We start from the raw sequence: 12,825 nt of genomic DNA, 5'->3' as shown, positions 1-12,825 counted from the left end.
AGTTTAACCGGCTGATCACTTCGGGAGGTAAACGCAATTGACCCATCTGTCCCATTGGTGGTCTTAATGGGCAAAGCGCTATCAATCAGGGTTGGCATAAGGGAGTTTCTGATGTTCGAATCCGCCGAAATCGGCCATGTCATCGACGATGAGACCTACGAGGACCAGGTGCCGGCCTTGCGCGAGGCCTTGCTTGAGGCCCAGTACGACCTGCACGAGCAGGGCCAGCGCCAGATCATTGTGTTGATCAACGGCATCGAGGGCGCGGGCAAGGGCGAAACCGTCAAGCTGCTCAACGAGTGGATGGACCCGCGTCTGATCGAGGTGCGTACCTTCGATCAGAAAACCGACGAAGAACTCGACCATCCAAAGGCCTGGCGCTACTGGCGGCAACTGCCGGCCAAGGGCCGAATGGGGATTTTCTTTGGTAACTGGTACAGCCAGATGCTGCAGGACCGGGTTCACGGGTTGATCAAGGACCCTGAGCTCGACCAGGCGATCAGCGGTGCCGAGCGGCTGGAAAAGATGCTCAGTGATGAAGGCGCGCTGATCTTCAAGTTCTGGTTCCACCTTTCGCGCAAACAGATGAAACACCGGCTCAAGAGCCTGCGCGACGACCCGTTGCACAGCTGGCGCATCAGCCCGCTGGACTGGCAGCAATCGAAGACCTACGACCGGTTCGTGCGCTTCGGCGAGCGTGTGCTACGGCGCAGCAGCCGCGAATATGCCCCCTGGCATGTGATCGAGGGTGTGGATGCCAACTACCGCAGCCTGACGGTCGGTCGCTTGCTGCTCGAAGGCATGCAGGCCGCGCTCAAGACCCCGCAGGTCGAGCCACAGGCCTTGACGGTGGGGCCACGCGCTACGCATGACGACGACCTGACCTTGCTTGACAGCCTGGACCTGAGCCTGTCGCTGGAAAAGGACGAGTACGAGGCCCAACTGATCGCCGAACAGGCCCGGCTGTCGCGCAACCTGCGTGACAAGCACATGAAGCGCCATGCATTGGTCGCGGTGTTCGAGGGCAACGATGCGGCCGGCAAGGGCGGTGCGATCCGCCGCGCCGCGGCCGCACTCGATCCGCGTCAGTACCATATCGTGCCGATAGCCGCGCCCACCGAGGATGAACGGGCGCAACCGTACCTGTGGCGTTTCTGGCGACAGATTCCGGCGCGTGGCAAGTTCACCATCTTTGATCGTTCCTGGTACGGGCGAGTGCTGGTGGAACGGGTCGAAGGCTTTTGCAGCGACACCGACTGGTTGCGTGCCTATGGCGAAATCAATGATTTCGAAGAACAGCTCACCGAGGCTGGCGTGGTCGTGGTCAAGTTCTGGCTGGCCATTGATCAGCAGACCCAGCTGGAGCGGTTCAAGGCTCGGGAGACCATTCCCTTCAAGCGTTACAAGATCACCGAAGATGACTGGCGTAATCGCGACAAGTGGCCGCAGTATCGTCAGGCGGTGAGCGATATGGTCGACCGCACCAGCACCTCAATCGCGCCCTGGACCCTGGTGGAAGCCAACGACAAGCGCTGGGCACGGGTCAAGGTCCTGCGCACGCTCAACGAAGCGCTGGAAGCGGCGTTTGCCAAAGACCGGAAAAAGTAGCCTGCACAGGAAACACGGTGCGGCAGTGGACGGTCAGGTCGGAAGTATTGGCAGATGCTTCCGATTCGTTTGCATGAAATGTCCTAGAGTTTATGGATGCCTTGCACCTGGCGTATAGGTTCCCTAATCTGCGCCCGTCGCGGCAGGTCGGCTGCCTTTGTAGCCGTCTACGCAAGGTCTGCAGCTCGCGGTCCGCCGCGACGCTAAATCTGGTCGACAAGGATGCTGGCCGTCGCAAGCCTTATGGAGAACGCTCATGCTTGAGTTAAAGCCAACCACATCCTGCCTCTTTTCAATTATGGATACCGTAACCCCGGAAGCTGCACTCAACCATGCCTCTGACTTGTTGCGCTGTATCATCGCGACTGCAGGTGAGGGCATTGAAGCCAGCCAAGGCCCAAATCGCGACTTGAACCTGGCAGTCCTGCATTTGTCGCAAATGGCCAAAATGCTGGTGGATCGCTCACTGGACAGCCTGTTCGCCACTTGATGACGCCTACCCTTGCAAGGGCCGAAATGTCGAATTGTCCAGGGCGGGTGCAGCCTGGTCATGATTGACCAGCGAATTGTTGCAGGGAGTCCCGGTCGTTCGGTGACGACTGCAGGATCCTGAACATTCAGCAAACTTTCCAGACATGAATGCTTCGGCCAGCGATTTCAGGATCGCACTGTAAAGTGGTGGAACATCGCGCATGAGGAGGGTCCTTGCTGATCAGCGGAGTGATGCACGCCTGTAACGCCTCAAACCCAGGCGTTACAGGCGTGCAACAACAGCTAAGAACAATTTTTCAACAGCACCAGACGGTTTTTGCATAAGACTTATGCCGTTTTCATGCGGGCTACCCTGTGCCAGGGCGTCACGGTTGCTGCGCGGTCTTGTACTTCAGGATCCAGACGCTCACCAGCGTGGCACACACCAGCAGCACAATGCGTACCCAGGTCAACGGCACGAACCAGCACGACAAGCCAATGCTGACCCACATCAGGGCGATGGTGTAGACCTTGGCCTTGAATGGAATGCCATGGCCGTTCAGGTAGTCACGGATCCACGGACCCAGCCGTGGGTGATCGACCAGCCAGTGGTAAAAACGGGGAGAGCTGCGCGCGAAACAGCCAGCAGCCAGCAGCAGGAAGGGGGTGGTGGGCAGCACCGGCAGGAAAATGCCGATGATGCCCAGCGCCACGCTCAGCCAGCCGGCGGCCAGCAGCGCGTAGCGCACCAGCGCAGGGCGGCTGGTGCGTGGCGGGCCTTGCGTCACCTCAGTGGTGGCGAGGCTTGAGGATCGCCGGTTTCTCGTCGGGGGCCTGGCACAGCAGGAACAGCGCGGTCAGGGCTTCGGGGATCTGCACGATCATGTCGTCCATCAGGTTGGCATCCTGGGCGATATCGGCAAATTCAGGCTGCTCGTCGAACAGACCGGAACCGACCATGATCGGCAGGAGCATTTCGCTGACTTCTTCCTCGGCCTGTTCGAACCAGGCTTCTTCGCGCAGGAAGACGCCTTCCATGAAACCGATGCACCAGCCGCGCAGGTCGGAGTCATCCGGGTCGTCGCCCAGGTCCAGGTCACATGGCAGCTCGAACTCTTCATCCGATGCCAGCTGGCGGGCGATATGGGCCTTGAGCAGCACCAGTGTGGTTTCGACTTCTTCGCGCTGTGCGTCGCTGGAGTACTGCGGCGGCTCGGAGAACAGGGCGTCGATCCACTCGCGCTCCGGCACTTCTTCGGCGCAGACCGACAAGGCCGTCATGAAACCATGAGCGGCCACGTAGTCCAGTGCTTCATCGTGCAGATCATCTGCATCGAGGAAGACTTGCAGGCGGGTAAGTTGCTCAGCGAAGGACATGGACGGACTACCTAGGAAATAAACGATGCTGAATTCTAGGCCCTGAGCGCCCGGCGCGCCAGCCGCGAGGTGGCCCGGATTGATATTCGACCGCTTATGTCCCGGGCGTCCCTTGCCCCGAAGGGTCGGGTATACTGCCGCGTTTATGGCCGGGCGACTCGACCGCTGCGGCCTGCTGTGGCAGGACAACCGGGGTATTTATGCTCGAACAGGCTCAACACATTCTCAAGGACATCTTCGGCTACGACAGTTTTCGGGGTAGCCAGGGTGCGATCATCGAGCGTGTGGCCCAGGGCGGCGATGCCCTGGTGCTGATGCCCACCGGCGGCGGCAAGTCGCTGTGCTTCCAGGTACCGGGACTGTTGCGTGACGGGTTGTGCGTGGTGGTTTCGCCCCTGATCGCCCTGATGGATGACCAGGTGGCGACCCTGGATGAACTGGGCGTGTCGGCCGCAGCATTGAATTCCACGCTGAGCGCCGAGCAGCAGCGCGACCTGGCCGTACGGATCCGCCAGGGCGAGATCAAGATGCTCTACCTGGCGCCCGAGCGTCTGGTTCAGCCGCGCATGCTGGCGTTCCTGCAAAACCTGAAGATTGCCCTGTTCGCCATCGACGAGGCCCACTGCGTCTCGCAATGGGGCCATGATTTCCGTCCCGAATACCTGCAACTGGGGCAACTGGCCGAACTGTTCCCTGATGTGCCGCGCATCGCCCTGACCGCCACGGCCGACAAGCGGACCCGCGAAGAGATCGTCACCCGCCTGCACTTGCAGAACGCCGAACGCTTCCTGTCCAGCTTCGACCGCCCCAATATCTTTTACCGCATCGTGCCCAAGGAACAGCCGCGCAAGCAGTTGCTGGCGTTCCTGTCGCAGCGGCGCAGCGATGCCGGCATCGTCTATTGCCTGTCGCGCAAGAAAGTCGATGAAACTGCCACCTTCCTGAGCGATAACGGCTACCCGGCGCTGCCGTACCATGCGGGCCTGCCGGCCGAGACCCGAGCCGCCAATCAGAAGCGCTTCCTTAACGAGGAAGGCCTGATCATGGTCGCGACCATTGCCTTTGGCATGGGCATCGACAAGCCCAACGTGCGGTTCGTCGCGCACATGGACCTGCCCAAGTCGCTGGAAGCCTATTACCAGGAGACCGGCCGGGCAGGGCGTGACGGCCTGCCCGCCGATGCCTGGATGGCCTACGGCCTGCAGGATGTGCTGATGCTCAAGCAGATGCTGCAAAGCTCCGAAGGCGACGAACGGCACAAACGCCTGGAGCATCACAAGCTCGATGCCATGCTGGCGCTGTGCGAAGAGACCCGCTGCCGCCGCCAGGCCTTGCTGGCCTATTTCGACGAAGACCTGCCCCAGCCCTGCGGGCATTGCGACAACTGCGTCGATGGCGTGCAGACCTGGGACGCCACTGAACCTGCGCGTCAGGCCTTGTCGGCAATCTTCCGCACCGGCCAGCGCTACGGCGTGGGCCATCTGGTGGATGTGCTGCTGGGCAAGAGCAACGACAAGGTGCAGAGCTTCGGCCACGAGCGTTTGTCGGTGTTCGGCGTCGGCAAGGCCCATTCCGAAGGCGAATGGCGTTCGTTGTTCCGCCAGTTGGTGGCCCGCGGTCTGGCCGATATCGACCTGGAAGGCTACGGCGGGCTGCGCCTGTCCGACACCTGCCGGCCGTTGTTGCGCGGTGAAGTCAGCCTGCAATTGCGTCGTGACCTCAAGCCGCAGACCAGCAGCAAGACCAGTGGCGCCAGCCCTGCCAGCCAACTGGTGCGCGGCGAAGAGCGCGAGCAATGGGAAGCGTTGCGTACCCTGCGCCGGCGTCTGGCCGAAGAGCACGGCGTGCCGCCTTATGTGATTTTCCCTGATTCGACCCTGCTGGAGATGCTGCGCAGCCAGCCTGGCTCCATGGCCGACATGGCCCGGGTCAGCGGCGTGGGCGCGCGCAAACTGGAGCGCTACGGCGAAGCCTTTCTTGAAGTGCTCAGCGGCAAGGCCGAAGCGCCGAGGTTGGTCACCGACCTGCGGCATGAGCTGATCAGCCTGGCCCGCGCCGGCATGACCCCTGCGCAGATCGCCGGGCAATTGCAGTGTTCGGAAAAGAATGTCTATAGCCTGCTGGCTGAAGCCATTGGCAAGCAGCAACTGTCGGTGGAGCAGGCGCTGGACTTGCCCGAAGACCTGTTGAGCGAAATCCAGGATGCGTTTCTCGACGGTGAAGGCGAGTTGCCCGCCGTGGGCGAAGTGGCTGCGCAGTTCAGCGGACGGGTGCCGGACGGTGTCCTGTATTGCGTACGGGCGGCCCTGCAATCGGAGTTCGAGGCGTAACAGGCGGTGACGAAAGGACGCTACCCCAGCCTTGATACCCTTCTGTGAACATGCTTAGCTGCCTAACAATTGTTTCAACCAAGAGTTTGCCATGCCACTGACAGATCAACACCGCTTCGGGATGCAACTGGCCCAACTGACCCGCGGCTGGCGTGCCGAGCTGGATCGGCGCCTGGCCAGCCTGGGGCTGTCCCAGGCCCGCTGGCTGGTGCTGCTGCATCTGGCCCGTTTCGATGACGCGCCGACCCAGCGTGAACTGGCCCAGAGCGTCGGCGTCGAGGGCCCGACCCTGGCCCGTCTGCTCGACAGCCTCGAAAGCCAGGGTCTGGTCCATCGCCAGGCGGTGCTGGAAGACCGACGCGCCAAGAAAATCCTGCTCAGTGACAGCGCCACGCCGCTGATCGCGCAGATCGAAGCCATCTCCAATACCTTGCGTGCCGAGCTGCTGACCGGCATCGATGAAAGCGAGCTGCAACTGTGCATGAACGTGCACGCCCGCATACTGGCTAACCTGGAAAGAACCTGAGGCACGCCTGCCGGTTCTCGCTCATACTTATTACACTTATTCAAAGCGTGAGAAGCCGTGTCCGGTTTCCTGAAGGGGACGCATGCTGAAAAGATCTCAGGTCGTGGTCGAGAACGACGCCAGGGCTATTGTTCGTGGCCGTATCGGCAAGGCTGCGAAGGCATTGTCCATTGCGCTGGCAGCGTTGTCCTGGTCGGGCCTGGCGTCGGCGCTGGGCCTGGGTGACATCACCCTGCATTCAGCCTTGAACCAGCCGCTCAACGCCCGGATCGCCCTGATCGAGGCCGACGGTTTGAGCAGTGAGGACCTGGTCGTCAAGCTGGCCTCGCCCGAGGCGTTTGCCAAGGCCGGCCTCGAGCGTGCGTTCTTTCTCAATGACCTGCGCTTTTCACCGGTCATTCGCGGTAATCGCAGTTTCATCCAGGTGGTGTCCAGCAAGCCGGTCATCGAGCCTTACCTGAGCTTTGTGGTGCAAGTCGCACAATCCAATGGCGACTTGCTGCATGAATACACCGTGTTGCTCGACCCGGCCACCTCGCCCCAGGGGCTGGCGGCGACCCGCAGCCGACAGGAAGAAGCCAAGGCACAGACAGCTGCAGCATCTGCATCACGTCTGCCGGTGGCGCCGCCGCCTGCGGTGCAGGGCAAGCACTACACCGTGGCTCGCGGTGACACCCTGAGCGCTATTGCACGTCGCTTGCAAGGCGCCGGGAGCAAGGTCTCTGCCGCGCAGTTGGCCGACGGCATCCAGGCCTTGAATCCCCAGGTATTTGCCGATGGCGCTCGTTCCGGGTTGAAAGCCGGACAAAGCCTGCTAGTGCCGGATGCGGCAGTACTGCCGGCACCGGCAGGCCCTGCGCCAGACAGTCAGACGGCGGTTGTCCCGGCAGCGGCAGCCGCCGACGTTCAGCGCGCGGCTACGGAGCTGGCGGGCGCTGCCCTGGAAAACCAGCAACTGGCGCGCAGCCTTGAAGACCTCAAGGCGCAGAACCAGAGCCTGCAGGAACAACTGATTGAAAGGGACAAGGCCGTATCGGTGCTACAGGCACGCCTGACTGAAACGCCTGCGCCTTTGCCCGTAGCGGCCCCGGTCCCGGCCGCGCCGGCGGTGCCTGTCGCTGTACCGGCTGCGCCGCCTGTCGAGGACAATCCACTGTTCAGCCTGCCGCTGTTACTGGGCGCATTACTGGCGATTCTATTATTGCTGGGACTTGTCTACCTGCGCCGCAAGCGCCATGCCCAGGTGCAGAGAGCGCCTGTAGCACCTGTATCGGCGCCTGACGAACCGCTGATCAAGCCGGCGCAGTCGACCGTATTGCCGGTCTACGAGATTCCGGCGGTGGCGCCGCAGCCGGTGCCGGGCCAGGCCGCGTCTCCTGTGCTGGAAAAAAACCCGACGCCGGCCAGGCGCCTGGCCGGCACCGCCCCCGATGCACTCGATGGCGTCAGTATCTATATCGCCTACGGTCGCTTCAACGAGGCCCTGGGCATCCTGCGTGAAGCGCTGGACAAACAACCCGAGCGCGAAGACATCCGCGTACGCATTCTCGAGCTGCTGGCCGAACAGGGCGATACCGCAGGCTTCGAACGTGAAGTCCAGGCTGCGCTGGACAACGGCATGGGCGATGACCAGATCCAGGCCATTCGCAATCGCTATCCACAACTCAAGCCGGCGCCGGTTACCCCTGCACCGCTGGCAAGCGCTGCACCGATCGCCGCCGCAGTGGGCGTTGCAGCAGTGGCTGTCACGGCCGCCCGGGTACAAGACCAGGCACCTGCGCAACTCGACGAAACAGCAGCGGCCGCACTCAACCCCGAGCACCCCGATGAGTTTCAGCTCAACCTCGACGACCTGTCCATGGACGCCGACTGGGATCTGGTCGACCCTTTCGACAACCCTGCCGCTCGCCAGGCAGCTGCACCCCCGGTCGAGGTCGATCCAGGGTTCTCCTCCAATCTCAATCAATTGCCGGAAGTCTTCGAATTGCAGGACGACCAGTTCCTGGGGGATCTGTCGGCGCCTGAAACCACCGAGCCCGAATCGATCGAGCTGACCGAGCCGGTGATGATCGACGAGCCGCCAGTACGCATCGATGATTCATTTATCGGTTCTGGCCTGAGTGATTTTGACGACCTGAGCGCTTCAGGCATCGAAGCGCTCGAAATCATCGAACCGGCCGCCAGTGATGAACTGGACGATGCCTTCCTCGACAGCTTTGCCGGCGATGAAGGCATGGAGTTCGACTTGCTGGACCTGGATGAAGCCCCGCTGACCCTGATCAATCAGGCGCAGTTGCTGATCGACGAAGGCGAGATCGAGCAGGCGCGGCGCTTGCTGTTACAGGTGATCAAAGAGTCTGACGAGGCGCATCAGCAGATGGCCAGCGATCTGCTGGCCGGTCTGGAGTAAACCCCAATATTGTTCAGTTAGACCTGTGAGCGGCTTTAGCCGCGAAGAGGGCGGTAGGTTCGCTACAGGTGCGCTGACGTTACTGGCCATTTCGCGACTAAAGTCGCTCCTGCAGAAGCAATAGGCACCTGAGTGAACAGTGTTGGAGTAAACCCACGTCGCTGCAGCGTCTTAGTGTCCCTGACCCTGTGTCGACAAGGCCAGCAACTGTTTTTCCTGCAGCCAGTCAAAAGGCTCGTCGTTCTGTTCGGCCTCGAAGCGGCGTTCTTCCAGCGCCTGGTACAGGTCGATTTCATCGTCGGGCATGAAATGCAGGCAGTCGCCGCCGAAGAACCACAGCAGGTCGCGCGGCACCAGGTGGGCGATCTGCGGGTAGCGCTGGATGACCTGGCACATGATGTCCTGGCCCAGGTACTGGCTTTCGATCGGGTCCTGCGGTAATTGCTCGACCAGTTCGTCGAAACGCTCCAGAAACAGGGCGTGGCTTTCTTCAGGCACCTGTTCTGCCTCGCCCAGCGCCACCAGAATGCTGCGCAGGTGAGCCAGCAGGCCCAGGTGATGGTCGATGATGGTGCCGGCCATGATGAATTCCTCAAAGGCAAAAAAGGGCGCGAGAGTATAAGGCTCTGCGCGCCCGCTGTGCGGATTGGACACTTCTAAAAACGCACGGCGTCTTCAGAAGCACCCGATGGCTTGCCGGTTCAGCGAGTCTTGCCGGGGGCCAGCGTCAACTGCTCCTTGTCAAAGTCGTCCACGTCGATCACCTTGCGCCGCGCGTGCTCGGCCTCTTCCAGGGTCTGCGCTTCGCTGGCCTGCAGGATGCCGGCCTGCACAGCGGCGGCCACCGGCGACTCGCCGGGTGCCACAGTGAGTTGCTTGCTCTTGAGCGCATGCGCCAGCTTGCGCCGCACCGGGTACGCGGCCTGAAGCAGGTCGTGGGCCTGTTGCAGAGCGCCGACCGGATCGTCAGCCGATTGCGGACGGTAGCAGCCGGTAAGCAACTGCTCCAGCGCCGGATCGCCTTTTGACTGGCCAAGCAGGCGCGCCACCTCGGCATCCAGTGCGTCGCTCGGCCCTTTGTGTCGGCGCCCGAACGGGAACACGATTACGCGCAGCGCACAGCCCAGCCACTTGTTGGGAAAATTGCGCAGCAGTTCGTCCAGCGCCCGTTCCGCTTCGCCCAGGCTTTCTTCCATCGCCCAGCGCATCAGGGGACGTACGTCCTGGAGCGAGCCCAGGTCGTGGTAGCGCTTGAGCGCCGCCGAACCCAGGTACAGGTGACTCAGCACATCGCCCAGACGGGCCGACAAGCGCTCGCGGCGTTTAAGCTCGCCGCCCAGCAGCATCATGCTCAGGTCGGCCAGCAACGCAAAGGCTGCCGCCTGGCGGTTCAAGGCGCGGAAATAGCCCTGGCTGATCCGGTCGCCGGGCAGGCGGTCGAAATGCCCCAGGCCCAGGTTGAGCATCAGGGTGCTGGCCGCGTTGCCCACGGCAAAGCCGATATGGCGCATCAACAAGTCGTCGAACTCGTACAGCGCCCGCTCTTGATCCTGGCGCCCGACCAGCGCCATTTCCTTGAGCACGAACGGATGGCAGCGAATCGCACCCTGGCCGAAGATCATCAGGTTGCGCGAAAGAATATTGGCGCCCTCGACCGTGATGAAGATCGGCGCGGTCTGCCAGTTGCGCCCCAGGTAGTTGTTGGGGCCCATGATGATGCCTTTGCCGCCATGCACATCCATGGCGTGGCTGATGCATTCGCGGCCGCGCTCGGTGAGGTGGTACTTGAGGATTGCCGACAGCACCGAGGGCTTTTCGCCCAGATCCACGGCGTTGGCGGTCAGGATGCGGGCGCTGTCCATCAGCCAGGCATTGCCGCCGATACGGGCCAGCGCTTCCTGGATACCTTCGAAGGCCGACAGCGGCACATTGAACTGCTCGCGCACCTGCGCATACTGGCCGGTGACCAGGCTGGTGAACTTGGCCGCACCGGTGCCCACCGCCGGAAGCGAGATCGAACGGCCGACCGACAGGCAGTTCATCAGCATCATCCAGCCCTTGCCGAGCATTGCCTGACCGCCGATCAGGTAGTCGAGGGGTACGAATACGTCCTTGCCGGAGTTGGGGCCGTTCATGAAGGCGGCGCCCAGTGGCAGGTGACGCCGGCCGATCTCGACGCCAGGGGTGTCGGTCGGAATCAGCGCCAGACTGATGCCCAGCTCTTCCTCTTCGCCCAGCAGGTGGTCGGGGTCATAGGCCTTGAACGCCAGACCGAGCAGGGTGGCAACCGGGCCGAGGGTGATATAGCGCTTTTCCCAGGTCAGGCGCAGGCCGATGACTTCTTCGCCCTGCCACTGGCCCTTGCAGATGATGCCCTTGTCGGGCATGGCGCCGGCATCGGAGCCGGCCAAAGGACCGGTCAAGGCAAAGCAGGGGATGTCATCGCCCCGCGCCAGGCGCGGCAAGTAATGGTTACGTTGTTCATCGGTGCCGTAGTGCAGCAGCAGCTCGGCAGGGCCCAGCGAGTTGGGGACCATGACCGTGGAAGCCAGGTCGCCGCTGCGGGTCGCCAGTTTCATGGCCACCTGTGAGTGGGCATAGGCCGAGAAGCCTTTGCCGCCATACTCCTTGGGAATGATCAGGGCAAAGAAACCGTGTTCCTTGATATGGGCCCAGGCCGCCGGTGGCAGGTCCATGTCCTGGCCGATCTGCCAGTCACTGACCAGGGCGCACAGTTCGTTGGTGGGGCCGTCGATAAAGGCTTGTTCTTCTTCGGTCAGGCGTGCCGGTGGGTAGGCCAGCAGGGTGTTCCAGTCCGGGCGGCCGCTGAACAGCTCGCCGTCCCACCAGACCGTCCCGGCTTCGATGGCGTCGCGCTCGGTCTCGGACATCGGCGGCAGGACTTTCTTGAACCAGCGGAACATCGGCGCACTGAAGTACTGGCGGCGCAGGTCCGGCAGCACCAGCGGCAGCAGCACGGCCAGCCAGAGCAGCCAGAAGATCACCAGCAGCCAGCCCGGTGCATGGCTCCAGGCGCCCATGGCCAGCAGATAGACCGCGACAATGCCCAGCGTGGCAATGGGTGTGATGCGCCGGTGGGCCAGCCAGGCAATGCCGGCCACCAGTCCTGCAATCCACAACAACAGCATAAGAAATCCTCCGTGATGACAACGGCTCGAGCGTTATCAAAGGCTGGATGCCCGACAGCGGGCAATCTCGATAGTGACCCTGCGTGACCCTGGAAGTTGCGACGGGGACGTTGTGCCCCTCTCAGGGTAGACTGGCAGGCCGTGATTGCCCGAACTGCCAAGGAGGAGAACGTAATGCTCAAGATCTGGGGACGTCAGAATTCCACCAATGTGCGCAAGGCGCTGTGGATTGCCGAAGAACTCGGCGTGCCTTACGAATCGCTCAACGCAGGGGGCGAGTTCGGCCTGGTGGACACACCGCAGTACCGTGCCAGGAACCCCAATGGCCGGGTGCCGATGATCGAGGACGGCGCGTTCATCCTGTGGGAATCCAATGCCATCGTGCGCTACCTGGCGGCCGTTCACGGTGCCGGCTCGGCCCTGTACCCGGCCGACCCGCAAGCCCGCGCCCAGGCCGATAAATGGATGGACTGGGCCAGCTCGACCCTGGCCGGGCCGTTTCGCCCGGTGTTCTGGGGCCTGGTGCGCACTCCGGCCGAACAGCAGGACAAGGCGGAAATTGATCAGGGTGTGCAAGCCCTCAATGAACTGTGGGCCATCGTCGATGCTGCATTGGCGCAGCAGCCTTACCTGTCTGGCGATGAGCTGGGCATGGGCGATATCCCCTTGGGCTGCTTTGCCTATGCCTGGTTCGGGATGCCTGTTGCACGCGCCGATTTGCCCCACCTGCAGGCCTGGTATGAGCGCCTGACAGCCCGTGCGGCGTATCGCAAGGCGGTCATGACGCCGCTGACCTGAAGGGCACCCTGAAGACGGGTGGGGCTGTACGGCCCGCTACGGTTCATCGGGCTTTTTTGTGTCTGTTTAATACTTATTATTAATGAATGTGTCTGTACTTGGGTGGCCCGGCCCAGCACCATGGTTTGATCGGGCCACCATGGACCTTCCTTATTT

The 12,825-nt window shown here is 62.2% G+C and carries 10 protein-coding genes; 6 read left to right on the top strand and 4 right to left on the bottom strand.

Going from position 1 to position 12,825, the window contains the following annotated elements:
- Nucleotides 1-111: 111 nt before the first annotated feature.
- On the top strand, nucleotides 112-1,608 hold the full coding sequence (gene pap, locus DGA31_RS23010; protein WP_056835270.1) for a polyphosphate:AMP phosphotransferase: 1,497 nt from the start codon (nucleotides 112-114) through the stop codon (nucleotides 1,606-1,608).
- A gap of 256 nt (nucleotides 1,609-1,864) precedes the next feature.
- Nucleotides 1,865-2,098, top strand: a complete 234-nt coding sequence (locus DGA31_RS23005; protein ID WP_056835273.1) for a DUF6124 family protein — start codon at nucleotides 1,865-1,867, stop codon at nucleotides 2,096-2,098.
- Nucleotides 2,099-2,465: 367 nt separating this feature from the next.
- On the opposite strand, the gene DGA31_RS23000 is transcribed toward DGA31_RS23005, so the two are convergent.
- Together DGA31_RS23000 and DGA31_RS22995 are read right to left on the bottom strand one after the other, a co-directional pair.
- Nucleotides 2,466-2,867: a YbaN family protein gene (locus DGA31_RS23000; protein WP_109514091.1), complete on the bottom strand. Its 402-nt coding sequence runs from the start codon at nucleotides 2,865-2,867 to the stop codon at nucleotides 2,466-2,468.
- A 1-nt stretch (nucleotide 2,868) separates the two neighbouring features.
- The gene (locus DGA31_RS22995) at nucleotides 2,869-3,456 is read right to left on the bottom strand and encodes a UPF0149 family protein (protein WP_056835276.1); all 588 of its coding nucleotides are present in this window, start codon (nucleotides 3,454-3,456) and stop codon (nucleotides 2,869-2,871) included.
- A 200-nt stretch (nucleotides 3,457-3,656) separates the two neighbouring features.
- Here DGA31_RS22995 and recQ point away from each other — a divergent pair, with 200 nt between their 5' ends.
- The 3 genes from recQ (at nucleotide 3,657) to DGA31_RS22980 (ending at nucleotide 8,722) form a co-directional block, all read left to right on the top strand.
- The gene (gene recQ / locus DGA31_RS22990; RefSeq protein WP_109514090.1) at nucleotides 3,657-5,786 is read left to right on the top strand and encodes a DNA helicase RecQ; all 2,130 of its coding nucleotides are present in this window, start codon (nucleotides 3,657-3,659) and stop codon (nucleotides 5,784-5,786) included.
- A gap of 91 nt (nucleotides 5,787-5,877) precedes the next feature.
- Complete coding sequence (gene slyA / locus DGA31_RS22985) at nucleotides 5,878-6,312, top strand: transcriptional regulator SlyA (RefSeq protein WP_056835281.1); 435 nt, start codon at nucleotides 5,878-5,880, stop codon at nucleotides 6,310-6,312.
- 82 nt (nucleotides 6,313-6,394) lie between these two features.
- Nucleotides 6,395-8,722 carry a type IV pilus assembly protein FimV gene (locus tag DGA31_RS22980; RefSeq protein ID WP_109514089.1) on the top strand — a complete coding sequence of 776 codons (2,328 nt, stop codon included), beginning with the start codon at nucleotides 6,395-6,397 and terminating at the stop codon, nucleotides 8,720-8,722.
- Nucleotides 8,723-8,893: 171 nt separating this feature from the next.
- Here the strand turns inward: DGA31_RS22980 and DGA31_RS22975 are convergent, their stop codons facing one another.
- Entirely contained in the window at nucleotides 8,894-9,304 is a 411-nt protein-coding gene (locus DGA31_RS22975) for a PA2817 family protein (protein ID WP_056835285.1), read from the bottom strand.
- A 119-nt stretch (nucleotides 9,305-9,423) separates the two neighbouring features.
- On the bottom strand, nucleotides 9,424-11,871 hold the full coding sequence (locus DGA31_RS22970) for an acyl-CoA dehydrogenase (RefSeq protein ID WP_109514088.1): 2,448 nt from the start codon (nucleotides 11,869-11,871) through the stop codon (nucleotides 9,424-9,426).
- Between the two features lie 174 nt (nucleotides 11,872-12,045).
- Here DGA31_RS22970 and DGA31_RS22965 point away from each other — a divergent pair, with 174 nt between their 5' ends.
- Entirely contained in the window at nucleotides 12,046-12,669 is a 624-nt protein-coding gene (locus tag DGA31_RS22965; RefSeq protein ID WP_109514087.1) for a glutathione S-transferase family protein, read from the top strand.
- Nucleotides 12,670-12,825: the final 156 nt, after the last annotated feature.

This window comes from Pseudomonas ovata, from assembly GCF_003131185.1.
GTDB classification, from domain to species: domain Bacteria; phylum Pseudomonadota; class Gammaproteobacteria; order Pseudomonadales; family Pseudomonadaceae; genus Aquipseudomonas; species Aquipseudomonas ovata.
Note: the sequence above shows the minus strand (reverse complement) of the source record. Positions and strands in the feature narration are given on the sequence as shown.

Coding starts and splice junctions, on each gene's coding strand:
- DGA31_RS22980 (WP_109514089.1), top strand. CDS start 6,395: ATGCTGAAAAGATCTCAGGTCGTGGTCGAGAACGACGCCAGGGCTATT.
- DGA31_RS22970 (WP_109514088.1), bottom strand. CDS start 11,871: ATGCTGTTGTTGTGGATTGCAGGACTGGTGGCCGGCATTGCCTGGCTG.
- DGA31_RS22975 (WP_056835285.1), bottom strand. CDS start 9,304: ATGGCCGGCACCATCATCGACCATCACCTGGGCCTGCTGGCTCACCTG.
- pap (WP_056835270.1), top strand. CDS start 112: ATGTTCGAATCCGCCGAAATCGGCCATGTCATCGACGATGAGACCTAC.
- DGA31_RS23005 (WP_056835273.1), top strand. CDS start 1,865: ATGCTTGAGTTAAAGCCAACCACATCCTGCCTCTTTTCAATTATGGAT.
- DGA31_RS22995 (WP_056835276.1), bottom strand. CDS start 3,456: ATGTCCTTCGCTGAGCAACTTACCCGCCTGCAAGTCTTCCTCGATGCA.
- recQ (WP_109514090.1), top strand. CDS start 3,657: ATGCTCGAACAGGCTCAACACATTCTCAAGGACATCTTCGGCTACGAC.
- slyA (WP_056835281.1), top strand. CDS start 5,878: ATGCCACTGACAGATCAACACCGCTTCGGGATGCAACTGGCCCAACTG.
- DGA31_RS22965 (WP_109514087.1), top strand. CDS start 12,046: ATGCTCAAGATCTGGGGACGTCAGAATTCCACCAATGTGCGCAAGGCG.